Source organism: Eubacterium xylanophilum ATCC 35991, from assembly GCF_000518685.1.
In the GTDB taxonomy this organism is placed as follows: Bacteria; Bacillota; Clostridia; order Lachnospirales; family Lachnospiraceae; genus Eubacterium_F; species Eubacterium_F xylanophilum.
This window is the reverse complement of record NZ_KI912473.1, coordinates 12,360-31,875: the sequence shown is the minus strand read 5'-3', so window position 1 is coordinate 31,875 and position 19,516 is coordinate 12,360. Positions and strand designations below refer to the sequence as shown.

The 19,516-nt window shown below is 41.8% G+C and carries 20 protein-coding genes; 11 read left to right on the top strand and 9 right to left on the bottom strand.

Annotated features, from left to right (window positions below):
- Positions 1 to 13: 13 nt before the first annotated feature.
- The 5 genes from L877_RS13685 to L877_RS0110290 all read right to left on the bottom strand — a co-directional run bounded on the left by L877_RS13685 (position 14) and on the right by L877_RS0110290 (position 5,845).
- The gene (locus tag L877_RS13685) at positions 14 to 2,287 is read right to left on the bottom strand and encodes an endo-1,4-beta-xylanase (RefSeq protein WP_051437823.1); all 2,274 of its coding nucleotides are present in this window, start codon (positions 2,285 to 2,287) and stop codon (positions 14 to 16) included.
- Positions 2,288 to 2,495: 208 nt separating this feature from the next.
- A complete protein-coding gene (locus tag L877_RS0110305; RefSeq protein WP_026836001.1) occupies positions 2,496 to 3,113 on the bottom strand; it encodes a cytidylate kinase-like family protein in 618 nt (205 codons plus the stop codon).
- A 64-nt stretch (positions 3,114 to 3,177) separates the two neighbouring features.
- Positions 3,178 to 4,317, bottom strand: coding sequence for a DUF362 domain-containing protein (locus L877_RS0110300; RefSeq protein ID WP_026836000.1), 1,140 nt, complete (start codon positions 4,315 to 4,317; stop codon positions 3,178 to 3,180).
- A 30-nt stretch (positions 4,318 to 4,347) separates the two neighbouring features.
- Positions 4,348 to 4,551: a DUF1858 domain-containing protein gene (locus L877_RS0110295; RefSeq protein ID WP_026835999.1), complete on the bottom strand. Its 204-nt coding sequence runs from the start codon at positions 4,549 to 4,551 to the stop codon at positions 4,348 to 4,350.
- A 118-nt stretch (positions 4,552 to 4,669) separates the two neighbouring features.
- Positions 4,670 to 5,845, bottom strand: coding sequence for a DUF6273 domain-containing protein (locus L877_RS0110290; RefSeq protein WP_207637261.1), 1,176 nt, complete (start codon positions 5,843 to 5,845; stop codon positions 4,670 to 4,672).
- 255 nt (positions 5,846 to 6,100) lie between these two features.
- On the opposite strand from L877_RS0110290, the gene L877_RS0110285 reads away from it, so the two are divergent.
- Positions 6,101 to 6,478: a RidA family protein gene (locus L877_RS0110285; RefSeq protein WP_026835997.1), complete on the top strand. Its 378-nt coding sequence runs from the start codon at positions 6,101 to 6,103 to the stop codon at positions 6,476 to 6,478.
- 7 nt (positions 6,479 to 6,485) lie between these two features.
- On the opposite strand, the gene L877_RS14330 is transcribed toward L877_RS0110285, so the two are convergent.
- Entirely contained in the window at positions 6,486 to 6,794 is a 309-nt protein-coding gene (locus tag L877_RS14330; protein ID WP_207637260.1) for a hypothetical protein, read from the bottom strand.
- A gap of 377 nt (positions 6,795 to 7,171) precedes the next feature.
- Between L877_RS14330 and L877_RS13680 the strand changes: the two genes are divergently transcribed.
- From L877_RS13680 to L877_RS13675, 10 genes are all read left to right on the top strand, one after another.
- Positions 7,172 to 8,725: a C40 family peptidase gene (locus L877_RS13680; protein ID WP_051437822.1), complete on the top strand. Its 1,554-nt coding sequence runs from the start codon at positions 7,172 to 7,174 to the stop codon at positions 8,723 to 8,725.
- Positions 8,726 to 8,747: 22 nt separating this feature from the next.
- Positions 8,748 to 9,020, top strand: coding sequence for a hypothetical protein (locus tag L877_RS0110270; RefSeq protein WP_026835995.1), 273 nt, complete (start codon positions 8,748 to 8,750; stop codon positions 9,018 to 9,020).
- A gap of 58 nt (positions 9,021 to 9,078) precedes the next feature.
- Positions 9,079 to 9,255 carry a DUF951 domain-containing protein gene (locus L877_RS13965; protein WP_084554866.1) on the top strand — a complete coding sequence of 59 codons (177 nt, stop codon included), beginning with the start codon at positions 9,079 to 9,081 and terminating at the stop codon, positions 9,253 to 9,255.
- 105 nt (positions 9,256 to 9,360) lie between these two features.
- On the top strand, positions 9,361 to 9,648 hold the full coding sequence (gene rpsF / locus L877_RS0110260; protein ID WP_026835994.1) for a 30S ribosomal protein S6: 288 nt from the start codon (positions 9,361 to 9,363) through the stop codon (positions 9,646 to 9,648).
- Between the two features lie 19 nt (positions 9,649 to 9,667).
- On the top strand, positions 9,668 to 10,111 hold the full coding sequence (locus L877_RS0110255) for a single-stranded DNA-binding protein (RefSeq protein WP_026835993.1): 444 nt from the start codon (positions 9,668 to 9,670) through the stop codon (positions 10,109 to 10,111).
- 31 nt (positions 10,112 to 10,142) lie between these two features.
- The gene (gene rpsR, locus L877_RS0110250) at positions 10,143 to 10,406 is read left to right on the top strand and encodes a 30S ribosomal protein S18 (RefSeq protein ID WP_026835992.1); all 264 of its coding nucleotides are present in this window, start codon (positions 10,143 to 10,145) and stop codon (positions 10,404 to 10,406) included.
- 134 nt (positions 10,407 to 10,540) lie between these two features.
- A complete protein-coding gene (locus tag L877_RS0110245; protein ID WP_026835991.1) occupies positions 10,541 to 12,538 on the top strand; it encodes a DHH family phosphoesterase in 1,998 nt (665 codons plus the stop codon).
- 1 nt (position 12,539) lies between these two features.
- A complete protein-coding gene (gene rplI / locus L877_RS0110240; protein WP_026835990.1) occupies positions 12,540 to 12,986 on the top strand; it encodes a 50S ribosomal protein L9 in 447 nt (148 codons plus the stop codon).
- 19 nt (positions 12,987 to 13,005) lie between these two features.
- Positions 13,006 to 14,352 carry a replicative DNA helicase gene (gene dnaB / locus L877_RS0110235; protein WP_026835989.1) on the top strand — a complete coding sequence of 449 codons (1,347 nt, stop codon included), beginning with the start codon at positions 13,006 to 13,008 and terminating at the stop codon, positions 14,350 to 14,352.
- Positions 14,353 to 14,614: 262 nt separating this feature from the next.
- Positions 14,615 to 15,562, top strand: coding sequence for an Ig-like domain-containing protein (locus L877_RS13675; RefSeq protein ID WP_026835988.1), 948 nt, complete (start codon positions 14,615 to 14,617; stop codon positions 15,560 to 15,562).
- A 202-nt stretch (positions 15,563 to 15,764) separates the two neighbouring features.
- Here the strand turns inward: L877_RS13675 and dnaJ are convergent, their stop codons facing one another.
- The 3 genes from dnaJ to grpE form a co-directional block, all read right to left on the bottom strand.
- Positions 15,765 to 16,913, bottom strand: a complete 1,149-nt coding sequence (gene dnaJ, locus L877_RS0110225) for a molecular chaperone DnaJ (RefSeq protein WP_026835987.1) — start codon at positions 16,911 to 16,913, stop codon at positions 15,765 to 15,767.
- A gap of 28 nt (positions 16,914 to 16,941) precedes the next feature.
- On the bottom strand, positions 16,942 to 18,831 hold the full coding sequence (gene dnaK / locus L877_RS0110220) for a molecular chaperone DnaK (protein WP_026835986.1): 1,890 nt from the start codon (positions 18,829 to 18,831) through the stop codon (positions 16,942 to 16,944).
- A 66-nt stretch (positions 18,832 to 18,897) separates the two neighbouring features.
- Positions 18,898 to 19,497: a nucleotide exchange factor GrpE gene (grpE, locus tag L877_RS0110215; protein ID WP_242837149.1), complete on the bottom strand. Its 600-nt coding sequence runs from the start codon at positions 19,495 to 19,497 to the stop codon at positions 18,898 to 18,900.
- Between the last annotated feature and the right edge of the window lie 19 nt (positions 19,498 to 19,516).

Here is a 19,516-nt window from a genome sequence, read left to right as displayed (position 1 = left end):
CACTCCATTCTGATTAGTTGTTCTCCCAATCTCCTGAAGGATTCTTAACCGCATCAATCAATGCTTGATATGATACCTTAGGTGTCTTGAGAGCTGAGAAGAACAATGGCTTATCACTCGCTCTCCATGAAATTGAATCATACAGACCCCAAACTGTCAAACCTGTAATACCATTTGTCTTCTTCTGAACTGATATAATCATCTCCATGAGGTTCTTAACATATGCAGCCTGATCCTCATCAGTCTTGTTTTGATTCTGAGCTGTTGTAGTTACATCAAGCTCAGTAATCTGAACCTCAAGTCCAGTAGCGATAAATGAAGTAAGAGCAGTTTTGAACTTTCCTACTGATGGATACTGAACATCAAGGTGAGCCTGCATACCGATACCGCCGCAGATCTTAGCCTCTTCACCTTCATTGATGTAGTTGACGAATGCTATAAGATCATCAACCTCATCATATGTATTGTAGTCATTGTAGAAAAGTGTTACCTTGTCAGTTACATTATATGCCTTGAGCTCTTCGTAAGCAAATTCGAAAGCTTTCTTAGCATAGCTACATGTAACACCCTGTTCACCGTAAACATTTACCCATGAAATACTTGCTGGGTCATTCGTGTGGTGAAGATACTCATTTACAACATCCCATGCATAGACAATTGAACCAGCCTTACCTGATAAAGCGATTTCCTTGTCCATAACATGCTTCATAACAGTTTTGATATAGAATTCCATTCTGGCATCCATCACAGCTTCTGATACAACGTTACTTCCATTGTATCCTGTGCAGAAGAACCAGGTTGGTGTCTGCTGATGCCACATGAAGTTGTGGCCACGCATTCTCAGACCATTACTATAACATATTTCTAAAACTTTATCAACTGTATCAAGATTTAATCTTGGAACAGTTGTCTCTGTATAATTGTCAGGAATATAGTAACCAAGATTTTTTGCCTCTGCTACAGAGATTGTTGAATGATTCCAATCTCCACCGAGGATAGAACTTGGCTTCATCTCATCTTCAAGTGTGATACTGTTGTATCCATACTTAATTACATCAAGTGTACTCTTTGTCTGAAGCTGCTTTCCGGCTTTCCATCCGTTGTAATTTACACATGTACCTACATTGCCAAACAAATCTGAGTAAACCTCTTTGAGACTATCAAATGAGTACTGAGTTGTGGCAGATGCAGCCTTAGTCTTAACAATCTTTACATCATCAATCACAAAGTCTGCTGTTGCACTTCCCGGAACCTCGAAGTAGATACTAAGCTGTGAGAAGTCAGGAACTTCAAATGTTCCCTCAAGATATGTCCACTCACCTGAAGCAGCATTCTCAACATCGGCGATTACAGGCCATGAAGCGCCATCAACGTCAGCTGAAAGCTTAACCTCTGCCGGTGCTCCTGCTGAATGCTTGATCCAACCTGAAACAAGATAAACCTCTCCTGCTTCAAATGTGCTTGATACATCAAGTGAAGCTCCATTCCAAGTATCTGTTCTTCCTGTTACTGCCAATCCGTTACCAAAATGACCTCCGTTTGTAGTTGCAACCTGAGCTGTACCACGTCCGGAAAATCCATTAGTTGAATTGTCAAATCCAGCTACACCATTTACAAATCCGTTAGCTGAATAAGGAACATTTACCTCTCCTGCATTAGCTGTAGGAACTGCTGTAGGCGCTACCGGTGCGCTTGTCTTCGCTGGCGCATCTGTCTTTGCCGGTGCATCCGTCTTTGCCGGTGCATCCGTCTTAACCGGTGCAGTTGTCTTAACTGGTGCAGATGCCTGCGCTGGTGCGTCTGTCTTGGCAGGTGCCGCAGAATTATCTGCTGCTGTCTGAGTTGGTGCTGCAGAATCAGCTGCAGCACTTGCTGTAGCAGGTGCTGCACTACCATCGGCTGTTGCCTCTGGAGTTGCACTTGCATCCGCAACACTCTTTGTATTAGCCTTAACTATTACTTTGCACTTTAACTTTTTAGTTTTCTTGCCTTTCTTATATGTACAAGTTACAACTGCTTTTCCTTTTTTCTTAGCAGTCAATGTAGCACTGTACTTGCTTTTCTTCTTAACTGATACTATCTTTTTCTTGCTTGATTTCCACTTAATCTTAGAAATCTTTGCTTTCTTTGCATTCTTAATCTTAACAACTTTCTTCTTGCCTACCTTAAGTGTTACTTTTTTCTTACTGAGTTTTGGCTTCTTTGCTGCCTCAACCCCTGGGACAGTCACAATAGTAGAAACAGCCATAGCTGCTACAAGTGCTGCAGATAAGATTCTTTTCTTCATCTCTTCTCTCCTTACTTTGTTCAGTGCTCATGCCCGAACAACCATCATTTTTTTTCTATCTTTGCTACATTCCCCACCTCATTAAAAAGCCTCTGTGTATTATATTAACACACAGAAGCTCGAAAGTCTAATACATTTATTATTATATACTTTATAAGTATATTATTATATATAGCCTATGCTTTATAATATAGTTTTCTATATATGATTAAACAATGCCCTCAATATAGGTCTTAAGCACCGTAACTGCGCGGTCTATCCCAACCAGATCACTTCTTATCACCAAGTCATAATTAGTAAGATCTTCCCATCTCTCACCTACATGATAGCGATAATAGTTGGATCTACTCTTATCCTTCTTGGCAACAATCTCTCCGGCCTTGCCATCTGGAATGTCGTACTCCTTAATAGACCTCTTAATTCTAAAATCAAGATTGGCACTTACAAAGACATTTACAATATCATCATAATCCCTGAGAATATAATCCGCGCATCGACCAACAATCACGCAACCACCCTCTTCGGCCACTTTTCGAATAACATTGGATTGTGCGAGAAATATTCTGTCATCGAGTGAAAGTCCATTAAAACTCATATCCTGATTTCCAAAAACATTCATGCCCATGGCAATCGAATAGAGAAGACTGTTAGACGCCTTGTCTTCCATCGACTCAAAAGCCATCTCCGAAAAACCACTTTCCTTGGCAGCTCTAGAGATAATCTGATTGTCGTAAAACGGCACGCCCAACTCCTTGGCCAATTTCTCTCCGATTTCACGTCCACCACTACCATATTGTCTGTTAAGTGTAATAACTTTCTTGTTCATCTTCTGTCACCATCCTTCTCCGCGCCCGACAAAACATCGAACACAACTCACGTTAATATAATAATTATATCATATTTTTGAGCCAATTGTAAATATCATCTTCTCTCGGCGGACATCCCGGCATATACTCTTCAAACCCCCTACAGCACTGACCTACACCAATCTTTCCGGTCTTTCCTCTATTGCCCTGTCCAATGGCAATCTTGCATCCAAGCTTTTGATTCAATTTCTCCAAAAGCCCTTCCTGCTCCAATCTATAGAGGGCCGGCGCCAAATTCCCATAGCAGGCACTGCAAGAATCAAAGTCATCGACAGCATAGGAGACCTCCAACAGCTTCTTTCCCGATACAATCTCGCTTTCATAAGGATCTTGCTCACTCCCCCTAAACGTCTTTATCACCTCTCCGTCACTGTTTATAACGGAAATAACCAGTTCATCTAGGTCAGTGCTTCCACTTCCCATATCTCTGGCATAACCGATATATGGAACGTCCTCAAGTGAGTATCCTAAGAGCTTGCAAACATAACTATCCAGAAGCACGGGATCAGCCGCAGCCATGACACAATCCGTCTTCACCGGATTGCCCCCCTCTTCAAAATCCAAGTCTCCACATATATGATCTACCACAATAAAATCCTGACTTATCCCATAGGAAAGATGCCCTATAGGCTTGTGTAATCCCATAGCATGAAAATGCCTCTTCTCAGAATTTGGAATCAATCCCTTCATATTCTTAAGGGCACATGTAATTCTCGTCTGACAATGCCCCTTGATTACCGGAACATTTATCATAAAATCCACTCTGTCCACGGCATCACAAATGTTCAACTCCAATCCCTTGCAATCCTTGGAATGAAATCCATCTTTCTGCGTGTCAACAAACTCAATTCCATATTTCTCACAAAGCGCTCTATATCCACAATACTCATAGGCATCCGCGGTCTTATCTCCAACCCAAGATCCCTCGAGAATTATGATATTCTCAAACCCATACTTCCTAAGATATAGAACAATTCCCTCCACAACCTCCGGGTGGGTAGTAGCTCCATAATCCGCCGGCGTAGGGCAAACAAGATTCGGCTTTATCCCCACACACATACCTTTGTCGGAAATACGCTCCTTGAGCTCCGCCTTCTCGAGCACATTGATAGTCATCTCCGTATAATCCACGCCATATGTCTTAATTATCTCTGTATTTTTCATGAAAATATTCCCCCAACATAGCTCTATATGCTACATTACCTCCATAAAACCTTTCAAATCCTCGATCAAATCATCCGCATCCAACCCATGAACACCTGCCGCCTGTTCAAGCGACTCACCTTGCGCAGATGGGCATCCCAAACAATGCATACCAATCCCCGTAAGCACATCCGCCATCTCCGGCTTCTCTCTCAAAAGTTCACCTATTGTCGTCTCTTTTGTCAATCTAAACATACCATAATCTCCTTTGCATCGTATTGTATTTCGCCTAAACATAGTACCTTTAATTCTATCATAATTGATAACATCTGGCAAGAAATATCATTGTCGCTCATTCCTTAATTTAAGTGCTTTATTTGCGCTTAAAAACCCTAACCTTCGACCACCGTCCATTAGCCGATATTCTATCCACTTTCAACTTTCCCCTTACCTTCACATAATACTTCTTTTTCTTTTTAAGCTTCTTTATAATATATTTTGTTTTGGTTAGCTTAATCTTCTTGGTCTTTTTTTTGGCAAACTTCTTTGAGGTCGAATACCATAGATCATATGAAGTCGAGTCGTCCGTTTTCCAACGTATGATTGCTTTTGCTCGTGACTTTTTAGTGATTTTTACACTTGGTTTCTTTATTTTATATTCAAGGGAGCGCCCATCTATCTCCATTTCCAAAGCTTCTTTAGCTTGATTTATATACTCCGAATCAATTGTCTCAACTCCAACATCGTCTTGCTTGTCTGCATACTCTATTTTATAGTGTTCAATTTTATTTGTTTCAGGATTTTTTCTTTCGAATCTTGATGGCTTCCATCCACCTTTTGAAATATCTATATATATAGCCGGTCTTATTCCAAATAATTCATTTCTTATGGTCAATGTATTCCCTTTATATCCTTCATATTTGCTACGATATCCCACAAAAACACCTGGTGGAGAAACAGGATTCCAAGGGTTACAGTATGCCGTTTTTCTGCATTCTGATTGAATCCAGCCATTTGTTATCCAGTAAACATATGGGCTAATCCCAGGATATTTTCTTAATGCATAGTTGGTTGCCTTTATCGTAATAGAGTCAAAGCCCCCAGATAAATATACTGTACTTAAATCCTGCTTTCTGTATTTGTCTTGCAACACTCTATTTATTATGTTTCTCTCATCTTCATCAAATGCATCATATAGAAACCTATTATTAAGCCACTGTCTGCATGAAGATGTCGCCCAAGTAGACTTCCCACACCATGTGTCATCGTAAACCATATATTCGAGTATTTTTGATGACTCCAAGTAAGCCAAATTTTCATGTATTCCATAAACGCTCCACTCTATTGGCTCTTTTTTAATGCCGTCACTTTGCCAGTAATTGCCAAAGTATATGTGAGTTATTTCTTTATCTCCTTGCTGTATAGATGCATTTATATCAGCACTGTCCATGCAAAAAATGCATAATAACATAAATAATATTACTCTTAATTCTCTGTGCATAGTTTTACCTGCTTTCCTGTAAATCAATGACATGTAGTCATAATCCATGATTCTTATGTTTTTTACATACTATAGTTGATATAACTTGGTTTAAACATATAATCTGTATAATAATGTAATCCACCAATTACATTATAACATATTTCTTCTGCAAAAAACGGACATCTTTTTGAAAAAGGGCATTTTCCTATTGCGATTTTTCTATTTTGTTATATAATATAAGAAGAGAAATCGTAGAAAGGAGAAAGAATGCAACCACAATTCGGACAAAGAAACCAAGTGAACGCATTCTAGATATTAATTATGAAGAAAATTATTGCAACAGATAAGGCCCCAGCAGCTATCGGCCCTTATTCACAGGCCATCGAAGTAAATGGACTTTTATTCACTTCCGGAGTTATTCCAATTATTCCAGCAACAGGCGAACTTGTTGAAGGTGGAATCGAAGCTCAAGCAAGACAGGCACTTGACAACCTCGCCGCTCTCATCACTGAAGCAGGCGCCGATGTCAAGAACACAATCAAAACTACAGTATTTATTAAGAACATGGATGACTTTGCTAAAGTCAATGAGATCTACGCAACAGTATTTACTGAAAACTATCCAGCGCGCTCATGCGTTGAAGTAGCTAGACTTCCAAAAGATGTGCTCATTGAAGTGGAAGCAATCGTAGAAATGTAATATATTATTAAGAAGAAAGTCTTTTAACGGATTCCTGCGGGGATCCGTTTTTTTGGGGGAGGTTGGGGGTTGAGAGTTGGTTTTGGGTTTTTGAGGGCTTGTACGGCAAGATTTGTAGTTTTCCTGATTTTTGCCGTACTTGATGAATCTTCAAGTTCTTTCGTTCATCGTATTTCCTGTATAATACGGCAAGATTTCTATTTTCCTTGATTTTTGCCGTACTTCTCTTCAATCTTGCCTTGGTGCTTTTATCAATTTCCTCTCTTGGTACGGCAAATTCTTCATTTCTCTTGATTTTTTCCGTATTTCTCTCCAATTTGCTGTGACGAGGTTTCCAATTCTAACGCTCGGTACGGCAAAATTTCCAATTCCCTTGATTTTTGCCGTATTCTTCGTAAATATCCCAGTCCACGCCTTGCGTAGGGTCTGGATCATTCGCCCACCAGTCCACTCCACGCCCCACGCCAGTCCACGCCCCCCAAGCACAAGACAATATCCATTTATTCTACAGCAGTAATAAAAGGGTTGACAAATGTAGTTGAAATTGTTATACTAAAAATTGTAATGTAATAATTTCGTAATAATTTTGTAATTTTTTCCACCGGAAAGTGTATGGTTATTTCCGGAAAACTCGCAAGGATGAAGGGATTGCGAGTTGGAACAATTTATTAAAGAGAAAAGAGGCATTTTTAAATGATTAAGAAAATTTGTTGTGCATCATTGCTTGCCGGAGCCCTTATGATGGGCGCTATCGGTCAGCAGACTCAGACATCAAAGTCTACAACGATGTGTGTAGAAACTGAGTTGGCTGGTATTTCATGCACACTTGAAGATTTTGTGGGTGCTAGTTCAGCAGGTTCTGCTTCAAACCCTGAAGCTATTGTTGACTTTGCTGATTCAGCTTCAAGAGCACACTCTGCTGCATCCGGCAGCGCTGTTAGTGGAGAAGCTGCAAGTGGCGCAGCAGTTGGAGAAGCTGCTCCTACAGATCAGACACAGAACACAGGAGAGACAAAGTCAGCTTCAGAGTATGACAATGTGGGAATTTCCATTGCCGCTGACTATGTCAATATCAGAAAGCAGCCTAACACTGACGGCGAGATTGTTGGTAAGCTCTATCGAGGAAGTGCTGCTACTATCGTAAAGACTGTTGGAGATTGGGTTCAGATTAGATCCGGACAGGTTGAAGGATATATTATGTCAGATTATCTTGCTATCGGATACAGTGCGGAGCAGCTGGTCGACAAGTTCGGAACCAAGATTGCTACAGTTAATACAGAAACACTCAAGGTTAGAGAAGAAAAGAGCACAGACTGTGCTGTTGTAACACTCGTTTCCGGCGAAGAGAACTTCGAAGTTCTCCGCGACGAAGGCGATTGGGTTAAGATTATGGTTGATGATGATACCAAAGGTTATGTGGCAAAAGAGTATGTTGATATAACTGTTTCATTTAAGAAAGCGGTATCAATCGAGGAAGAGCGCGAAGAGGCTCGCAAGAAAGCTGCCGCAGAAGCCGCAGCAGCTGAGGCTGAGCAACAGGAAAGACGCGAAGCTGCTCAGGAAAGAGAGAGCTCAAGCTCAAGTAGCTCAAGTAGCTCAAACAGTTCCAGCAACTCTAGCAGTTCTAGCAGTTCTAGCAGTTCTAGCAGCTCCAGAAGTTCTAGTAGCTCTAGCAACTCTAGTTCACACAAGAGTTCTAGCAGCTCAAGTTCACACAAGAGTTCTAGCAGCTCTAGCAGTTCTAGTTCGCACAAGAGTTCTAGTAGCAAGAGCAGTTCTAGTTCACATAAGAGCTCTAGCAGTAAGAGCAGTTCTAGTTCACACAGAAGTTCTAGCCGTAGCTCCAACAAGAGCAGTGGCAATGGTGGCGGCGGTGTGATTGGAAGCGGCGACGGATCTTCTATCGCATCATATGCTCTTCAGTTTGTTGGAAATCCATATGTATATGGTGGAACAAGTCTTACTCATGGTACAGACTGTTCAGGATTTGCAATGTCAGTATATAGAAAGTTTGGAATTAGCCTTCCAAGAACTTCTCGCGACCAGTCTACTGTAGGTAAGCGAGTAAGCGTATCAGAGGCGAGAGCCGGTGACTTGGTATTCTATTCCAATGGAGGTTCTGTAAACCACGTTGCTATCTGTATCGGCGGTGGACGCGTAGTACACGCAAGTAACCCAAGTACAGGAATCAAGACAAGCAATATTGGATACAGAAAGCCTCATTGCGTACGTAGAATCGTAGGCTAGTCAATTATGAAAGGATTGTTGTATGGCAGATAAAGTTATTAGCGAAGAGCAGTTAGACGTTGACGACTCATACATCAAGAATGGGGCTAAGGATAAGAGTGATTGGAATGAGGTCGATCACTTAAACGATCGAGATCGAATTTCAAAGCTTGCATCCAGCCAAGAAGAAGCAGATCGAAGCAGGAAGCAGAGCATGCAATACAAGATTGACAGAGCTGATGGTATTTTTCAGTTATTGCTGCTTGTATTCGGCTTAGGCTTTTGGATTGTTATGATTATACGACTATTTCTTTAAGATATTAACTCCTCGCCATTTTGGCGGGGAGTTTTATGTACTATGTGAGGTGGAAACGATGGAATTCACAGTGGGACAAATAGTAAAGATGAAGAAGGCTCATCCATGCGGGGAAAACAGATGGGAAATACTCCGCACGGGAATGGACTTTCGCCTAAAATGCACAAACTGCGGACACATGATTCTCATTCCTCGAAAAAAATTCGAGAAAAATTTTTCTTGCTTTTTAGATTAATCCATGCTATAATTAGGTTCTGTGATGTAAAATCATAAATTCCTTGTTCTCTATACGGAATATTTTTTATAGAGAGCCAGAGACCAAAAGGAGGTGCGCACAACTATGAATAAGTACGAATTAGCTTTAGTTGTTAGTGCAAAAGTTGACGATGAAGTAAGAACAGCTACTGTTGAAAAAGCAAAAGAGTATATCGCTTTGCACGGTGGAACTGTAACTAACGTTGATGACTGGGGCAAGAAGAAGCTTGCTTATGAAATCCAGAAGATGAACGAAGGTTTCTATTACTTCATTCAGTTCGATTCAGAGCCTAATACACCAGGCGAGATTGAGCAGAGACTTCGCATTATGGACAACGTGCTTCGCTACTTATGCGTAAAACAAGAAGCATAAGACAAGGAGGAGTCCTTATATGAATAAAGTAATATTAATGGGTAACTTAACAAGAGATCCTGAGATTCGCTATTCTCAGGGTGAGAATTCGATAGCAATCGCTAGATTTAGTATAGCTGTCAATAGAAGATTTTCTCGTCAGGGCGAGACCGACGTAGATTTCTTCAATTGTACTGCATTCAGGGGAACTGCTGAGTTTGTTGAGAAGTATTTTAAGCAGGGTTCACGTATGTTGCTCACAGGAACACTTCAGAATGATAATTACACCAACAAGAATGGTGAGAAAGTATATAGTGTACAGATTATTGTTGACGAGGTTGAGTTTGCTGAGAGAAAGAGCACTGCGGATGCTAATCGCAATAACAACAATGCATTCACTGAGTCTGCTCCAGATCCTGCACAGGCAGGTGCTGATGACTTTATGAATATCCCTGGACTTGAGGATGGTTTACCATTTAACTAAATGGCGATTCATTTATTAAGGAGGCAATATAATGGCTTATAACAAGGGAAATAACTCTGATTCTCCAAGAAGAAGAGGTCCTCGTAGAAGAAAGAAAGTATGTGCATTCTGTTCTGACAAAGAGCATGATTTTATCGATTACAAAGATACTAATAAGCTTAAGCGCTTCATGTCTGAGAGAGGAAAGATTCTTCCTCGTCGTATCACAGGTACATGTGCTAAGCATCAGCGTGCTCTTACAGTAGCAATCAAGCGTGCTCGCCACGTTGCACTTATGCCATATACTGTAGATTAATTATAATTCATTAGAATATTATGCAAGGTAACCGCGTTTGAGGTATCAGATGCGTTTGCCTTGTTTTTTTGTCAAAAATGTGGTATAATCGTTCTGTAGTTTTGCAAAAATTACATTATTTTAGGAGAACTAATATGGATAAAACAAAGTTAAATGGCACCCTAATAAGTTATGTTAGATGGCCATTACTATTCATACCACTTTTGATTGTCATGAACATTCACATATATAGCATTGACAAAAAGGTCGGAATGCTCATGTCATGTTACGTTGTCTTGTACATTGTTTTGGCCACTCTTCTACAACATTTCAAGAAGAAAACACTTGTCAGAGATGTTGTGGAATTTGCCATGAGATACAATGACGACGTGCATAAGTATATCAGTGAATCTTCCATTCCATTTGCCATTACAGATGCAGAGGGAGTGTGTTTGTGGTACAACGAAACATTTTACTCCCTATTTATCAATATTGATACGAAGAAGGAGTTTCTGATTAGCGACTGCATTGACAAGCTGACCACAAAGTATTATCCGGAAAATATTAATGAAGACAATGATTTCCACTTCAACTGCGAAGAAAGATACTACAAGGCGACTATTTCCATGATTAATGGTGGGCACTTTTGTATTGCCATCTCTGACGAGACTGATATTGTGAGCATCATCAGAGACAATGCCAACCAACGACTTGACGTGGGATTTCTCTATATTGACAACTACGACGAATCCATCGATCAGCTTGACGAAGTTCGACGTTCTCTTGTCGTGGCTATAGTTGAGCAGAAAATCAACAAATATATGCAGGGAATTGACGCCATCAGCAAGAAGATAGAAAATGACAAGTTCGTATTCTTCTTCCAACACCAATATTTACAATCATTAAAAGACAACAAATTTTCTCTTATTGACGAGATTCACGGCATTGAAGTTGAGGGCGGTCCGGCTCCAACTATCAGTATCGGTATCGGACTTCACGAGGAAAATTATCAAAAGAAACAGGAATTCGCCCGCAGCGCCATCGATCTTGCTTTGGCCCGCGGCGGTGATCAAGCTGTTATCAAATCCAAGGACAACACTCTCTTCTTCGGTGGAAAGAGCCAGCAGAAGGAGAAAACTACAAGAGTCAAAGCCAGAGTCAAGGCGCATGCTCTCAGGGAGTCCATTCTTCAGGCAGAGGATGTTATCATCATGGGACATTCACTTCCGGATGCGGATGCTCTTGGAAGTGCCATCGGTATCTACCGAATCGCCACAGACCTAGGCAAAGAAGCTCATATCGTAGTTAATCGCGTCACCGACTCCCTCAATCCGCTTATAAACCTCTTCCAGGGAAATCCGGATTATAGGGAAGATATGTTTGTCAACGGCGAAACTGCCAAGGAATTCATATCTCGAAAGACCTTACTTATAGTCGTTGATGTTAACAGGCCTTCCTACACTGATGAGCCGGAGTTGTGCGACCTCGCTTCAACAATTGTAGTCCTTGACCACCACAGATTAACCGGAGATGGATTTACCAATCCTACTCTCTCCTATATCGAGACCACGGCATCATCAGCCAGCGAGATGGTTGCTGAGATTATTCAGTACGTAGGCGATGATATTAAGTGCAAATCCTTGGATGCAGACGCGCTTTACGCGGGAATCCTGCTTGACACCAACTACTTCATGAACGAAGCCGGTGTCAGAACATTTGAAGCGGTAGCATTTCTTCGCCGAATAGGCGCGGATATCACGCGAATCAGGAAGCTCTTCCGCTCTGATGTCAGCGATTACAAAGTTCGATCAGAGGCATTTAGAACAATGGAAATATTCCTAGACCATTATGCTATCGCACTTTGCAATGCCAACGAATGTGAATCTCCTACCATCGTAGGAGCTAAGATTGCCAACGAACTCCTTGATATCAAAGGCCTCAAAGCGTCCTTTGTACTCACGGAATACGAGGGCAAGATATATATAAGCGCCAGATCTATAGACGAGTTAAATGTTCAGCTCGTCATGGAGAGACTCGGCGGAGGCGGTCATATGACCAGTGCCGGCGCCCAGCTTGAGAATATTTCTCTTGAAGAGGGTCGCGCAGTCCTCAAGGAGACTTTAACAAAAATGAACGACGAAGGAGACCTGTGATATGAAAGTTATACTATTTGAAGACGTAAAATCAGTTGGAAAAAAGGGTGAAGTAGTAGAAGTAAGTGACGGATATGCGAGAAATTGCATTCTGAAGAAAAAGCTTGGAGTTGAGGCAACACCAAAGGCCCTTAACGACCTTAAGCTCAAGAAAAAAAATGATGACAAAGTAGCTGCAGAGAACTTACAGCAGGCGAAGGAATTAGCCGCTGATCTCGCAGAAAAATCTATCACTGTATATATTAAGTCCGGAAACGACGGCCGTGCATTTGGATCTGTGTCCACTAAGGAGTTAGCGCAGGCTGCAAAGGAGCAATTGGGATTAGAGCTGGACAAGAAGAAGATGACTTTGAACAATCCAATTAAAAGCATCGGAACATTTAACGTTAATATCAAGCTTCATGCGAAAGTTACAGCAGAGCTAAAAGTCATCGTCAAAGAAAAATAGTTTAGGATAGGTAGTTTGTATGAATGAACAAGTAATCAAGAGAATTCTACCCCACGACGGGGAGGCGGAGCAATCGGTGATTGGTTCAATACTGCTGAATCACGATGCCATCTATACCGCCTCTGAGAGACTTACTCCCGGGGATTTCTACAATCCACAATTCAAGATAATATATGAAGCTATGCTCGCGCTATATACGGCAAATAGTCCGATTGACGTAGTTACTCTGAAGTCAAATCTGGAATCAAAGGGCGCGCCGGAGGAATTGACCAGCGTGGAATTTCTCTCCAACATAGTGCAGTCTGTTCCCACATCAGCCAATATCAAGTATTACTGCGATATCGTGCGAAATAAGGCTGTTCTTCGCCGCCTTATAGAGGTTTCGGAAAAGATTACCAACACATGTTATGAGGATCAAAAGGAACTCAATGAGATCCTGGAAAGCGCTGAGCGAGAAATCTTCCAGGTCTCCCAGAATAATAACAACACGGAATTTATGCCGATACGAAAAGTCGCACTTGATGCTCTTAAAAATATATATGATGCATCCCAGACTTCCGGAAGTGTAACGGGTGTTTCCACGGGATTTTATGATCTCGACAGAAAAACAGCCGGACTACAGCCTTCCAATCTAGTGCTCATTGCGGCGAGACCAGCCATGGGTAAAACGGCATTTGCTCTGAATATTGCGGAATACGTGGGCATGAAAAACAAGATTACCACAGCCATATTCAGCTTGGAAATGTCCAAGGTGGAGCTTGCCAAGCGACTTATGTCCATGAATTCGAAGGTCGATTCACAGCACATAAGAAGCGGTAATCTTACCGACGAGGAGTGGAATGACTTGTCCGAAAGTACCCTTGTTCTCGGAGAGTCAAAGATCGTTATCGATGACACCCCTGCTATCTCCATACAGGAGTTGCGCTCAAAATGCAGAAAACTAAAGCTAGAGCAGGACCTAGGCCTTGTAATCATAGACTACCTGCAGCTTATGAACGGCTCTTCTGGCAGAAAAAACGAATCTCGTCAAAATGAAATCTCTGAGATTTCAAGAAATCTCAAGGCGATTGCCAGGGAAATCGATTGCCCTGTCATAGCACTCTCCCAGCTCAGTCGTGCAGTTGAGGGACGTGATGACAAGAGGCCTATGCTCTCGGATTTGCGTGAATCCGGAGCCATCGAGCAGGATGCCGATGTAGTAATGTTCCTGTATAGAGATGAGTATTATAACAAAGATTCCGACAGAAAAGGCATAACAGAAGTAATTATTGGTAAGCAGCGAAGCGGTCCTACGGGAACTGTAGAGCTCAAGTGGCTTGCCGAATATACCAAATTTGCTAACCTTGACGTGGGATATAGAGAGTAACGCTTCGGAACATTTTTCTGGAAAAATGCTTATTTTTGACATAATTACGTCTATAAAATGACACAATATGAGTTTATACTACAGATAATAAAAATAATACTGTCACAGTTATTGTGAAATATGGCAAAAGTTTTCGTATTTTTTTACAAAGGACTTGCATAATCCTTAGTAATTTGCTATAATATCAAGTGATTAAGCGTCAATGGAATTGTTGATATTTCACAATAACAATTGACAATAACTTAAAGGAGGAAGAATAAATATGTTCTCAAAAGTATCAAAGAAGATTGTTGCAGCAACATTGGCATGTGCTATGGTTGCTTCAGCTGCTACAATCGCTGCACCAGCTGACACATCAGCTGCTGCAAAAGTGAAGTTAAACAAGAAGAAGCTCAGCCTTTCAGTAGGCGGAAAAGCTGCTAAGCTTAAGGCTTCAGCAAAAGCAAAGTGGTCATCAAGCAACAAGCAGGTTGCAAGTGTAAAGGGTAAAGGCAAGAAGGCTACTGTTACAGCTATCGGTGCTGGTAAATGTACTATCACTGCTTCAGCTTCAGGAAAGAAAGCTACTTGCAAAGTTACAGTTAAAGCAGCTAAGTCTGGTACTGTAATCTACAACCTTGCAAAAGAGACTGGTTCAGATTCAACAACTGGTGAAAGTTTCGCAGCTCCAGTAAAATGCCCATACAGCGAGTTCAAGTATAACTCATTCCGTATTTGGCTTTGCCGTGCTACATTCTATGATCCAGGTAACGGCGGAAAAGACTACAGAGGTAAGAAGATCAACATCTCTGTAACTCTTAAGAACTCTGGTAAGAATGACCTTGCAGAGCTCGGATTCTGCTTTAACTACACAAAGGGTACTTACAAAGGTAAGAAAGACGGATCATATCCATTCGCTTATCATGTAATCAACTCTAAACTTCGTAAGAAGATCGCTAAGAAAGCTAATAAGAAGTGGAGCTTAAAGTCAGTTAAGAAGGACAAGCATCACCTTCATGCAACTGTTAAAGAAGGAAAGATTAAGAAGGGTAAGACATATACTTACAACTTCTCATTCACAATTCCTAAGGACGCTATGAACGGTGACAAGGATCCTGATACAAATATCAACTATCCTATCATGTTCTTCATCCCTAACTTGAAAGATAACTGCCCATACCAGGCTGGAGATCAGATTACAGTACTTAAGGCTAAGTTCACAATCGCTTAATCATTTTCTTAAAACTGTAATATCAAGCTTAGGATATTATATAGCAAATTTAAAGGCTTACCGAGAAATCGGTAAGCCTTTTTTTTATTTTTTTTGAAACGCATATTGCTGATCTTACTCCCTACGGTCGTAAGACAATAAACGCATATTGCTGGTCTTACTCACGTCGTTCGTAAGACAATCTTCATTAATTATCTAGGTCTTACGAGAAGAAGCCTTTCTTCTTTTTAGAGCCCTTTTTTTCATCATCCCTATCATTTGTATCAAATGTCGCTCCGAGCTCCTCTATGAGGCGTTTTTGCTCTTTAGAGAGCTTCTTTGGAACATCTACTACAAGATCAACATAGAGATTACCCTTCATCTTCTGATTTCTGAGCGAAGGAACGCCCTTTCCGCTGAGGCGTACTCTAGTACCCGATTCGGTTCCCGCTTTTACATTATAGGCAACCTGGCCGTCTATAGTCTTGATGACAACTTCACCGCCGAGAACAGCCTTGTGGTATGGAATCTTAACAGTCTTGTACAGGTCGTAGCCGTGGCGCTCAAATTCCTGGTGGGCTTCCACCATGATTTCAACCAGAAGGTCTCCTCTTGGGCCACCATTTCTTCCTGGTTCTCCCTTTCCACCAAGGCGGATAACTTGACCGCTATCGATACCGGCCGGGATCGAAATCTCGATTGCCTTCTTCACTGATTCATATCCTGTTCCATGACATGTAGTACAAGGTTCCTTGATAATCTCACCTGTACCATGGCAGTGTGGACAAGAAGTAACATTTTGCACTACGCCAAAGAGAGACTGTTGTCTTGTGGTAATTCGACCTGAGCCTCCACAATTACTACATTTATCCTTTGTCGTTCCAGGCTTGGCACCTGAGCCATTACAAGTTGAGCAAGTCTCTTTGAGCTTGATTTCAATCTTCTTTTCAAGTCCGGAGCAAGCTTCCTCAAGGGTAATCCTTATTCTGATACGAACATCTGCGCCCTTTGAAGGTGCGTTGGGATCGCGTCTTCTTCCGCCAAAACCGCCAAAGCCGCCTCCGCCGAATATATCGCCAAAGACGTCAAATATATCACTAAAGTCCATATTGTTGAAGTCAAAGCCGCCGGCTCCGCCTCCATTTTCAAACGCCGCGTGTCCGAATTGATCATACTGTCGGCGCTTATCAGCATCACTGAGGACGGCATATGCCTCTGAAGCCTCTTTGAACTTCTTCTCAGCTTCAGCATCACCCGGATTTGCATCCGGGTGATACTTCTTTGCTAATTTACGATATGCGCTCTTTAATTCGCTTTCGCTGGCGTTCTTATCAACTCCTAAAACCTCATAATAATCACGCTTATCAGCCATATCTATTCCTCCAAAAGTCTTATACTAATTATAATTCTTTGAACTCACCATCGATTACATCATCGTTAGCGTTATTCTGAGCTCCCATGTCCGGGCCAGCACCCATGTTACTCATATCTGGGCCTGCTGCTCCAGCTGCTCCTGCAGCTCCCTGAGCCTGCTCATAAACCTTTGCAAATACCTGCTGTGCACTTGTCATAAGCGCTTCCTTAGCAGCCTTCAACTCGTCGATATCAGCATCTGTCATTGATTCCGGCTGAGTCTTCTCAAGGAGTGCCTTAACCTTATCAATCTCTGCCTGAACCTTGTCTTTCTCTGCCTGATCTACAGCATCGCCAACATCTGTAAGGGCTTTCTCTGTCTGAAATACCATGCTGTCAGCTTCATTTCTTGCATCAATTCCCTCTTTACGCTTCTTATCCTGTGCCTCAAACTCAGCAGCTTCCTTTACAGCCTTATCGATTTCTTCATCTGACATGTTAGATCCAGCTGTGATAGTGATATGCTGCTCTTTGCCTGTTCCCAAGTCCTTTGCGGAAACATTTACGATACCATTGGCATCAATATCAAATGTAACCTCAATCTGTGGTACTCCACGCATTGCTGGTGGAATTCCATCAAGTCTAAACTGTCCAAGTGACTTGTTGTCCTTAGCGAACTGACGCTCACCCTGTACAACGTTAATATCAACAGCTGTCTGGTTGTCTGCAGCAGTTGAGAAAATCTGACTCTTCTTTGTAGGAATTGTTGTATTTCTCTCAATAAGCTTTGTAGCAACGCCACCCATTGTCTCGATAGCCAGTGAAAGTGGTGTTACGTCGAGAAGAAGGATATCTCCTGCTCCGGTGTCACCTGCAAGTTTTCCACCCTGAACTGAAGCTCCAAGTGCAACACACTCATCTGGGTTAAGAGATTTGTTTGGCTCATGTCCTGTCAACTGCTTAACCTTATCCTGAACTGCTGGAATTCTTGTTGATCCACCAACAAGGAGAACTTTTCCAAGCTCTGAAGCTGTGATACCTGCATCGCTCAAAGCGTTGTTTACAGGTGTTGCTGTTCTCTCAACAAGGTCTGCTGTCAACTCATCGAACTTAGCTCTTGTAAGTGTCATATCAAAATGCTTTGGTCCCTCTGATGTAGCAGTGATAAATGGAAGGTTGATATTTGTTGTAGTAGCTGCTGAAAGCTCTTTCTTAGCCTTCTCAGCTGCTTCCTTCAAACGCTGCATAGCCATCTTATCTGTTGACAAGTCAACGCCCTCAGCATTCTTAAATTCATTAACCATATAGTCACAGATCTTGTTATCGAAGTCATCTCCACCAAGCTTGTTGTCTCCTGATGTTGACAATACCTCGATTACTCCATCACCGATCTCAATGATAGATACGTCAAATGTTCCGCCTCCAAGGTCATAAACCATGATCTTCTGCTCGCCTTCGTTATCAAGACCATAAGCCAAAGCTGCTGCAGTAGGCTCATTGATAATTCTCTTAACATCGAGTCCGGCTATTTTTCCTGCATCCTTTGTAGCCTGACGCTGTGCATCGTTAAAGTAAGCAGGTACTGTGATAACAGCCTCTGTAACTTTCTCTCCACCGAGGTAATTCTCAGCGTCACTCTTCAACTTCTGAAGAATCATAGCACTGATTTCCTGTGGTGAATATTTTTTATCATCAATAGTTGCGCGGTAATCTGTTCCCATATGTCTCTTGATAGATGAGATTGTATTATCCGCATTTGTTACGGCCTGACGCTTTGCCGGCTCACCAACAAGTCTCTCGCCGTTCTTTGTAAATGCAACGATTGATGGAGTTGTTCTTGCTCCCTCTGCGTTCGCTATTACAACTGGCTTTCCACCTTCCATAACAGCAACACAACTATTTGTAGTTCCTAAGTCAATACCGATAATCTTACCCATGATAATCTCTCCTTTATTTTCCTCTAATTATTTGTTACAGTAAAATATTCCTCGTCGCAACTTTCCCTAGTTGACGACCTTTACCATCGAATGTCTTACCACTGATTCTTTGTACATGTATCCTTTTTGCAATTCCTCAGATACGATATTCTGACCAAGCGAATCGTCCTCATCGTGCATCACAGCATTGTGATACTCAGGATCAAATTCCTTGCCCACTGCCTCGATTGGAGTTACGCCAATCTCTTCTAAGCTAGTCATAAGCTGCTTGTAGATTGCCTCCATCCCTTGACCAAATGCGCTTTCTCTGTCATCTTCTGACATTGCTCCGATTCCTCGCTCGAAGTTGTCAACGACCGGAAGGACCTTCTCTATCACGCTTTTGGCTCCAATCTCAAACATTGCAGTTTTTTCTTTCTCAGATCGATTTCTGAAGTTCTCAAACTCTGCCATGTTTCTGAGAAGCCTGTCATTTAACTCTTCAATCTTCTCTTCCGTCTTACTCTTGGCACCGTCCTTGACTTCTTCATCGCTCTCCTGAACATTTTCTGAAGCTTCGTCAGCAGCTCCTTCAGCAGCTTCTTCGACTTCCTTACTTTCTTCTGCTACTGGGTCAGAAGCTTTTTCTTCATCGAAAACATTCTGCTCTGCATTTTTCTTTGCCACTATAAATGGACCACCTTTC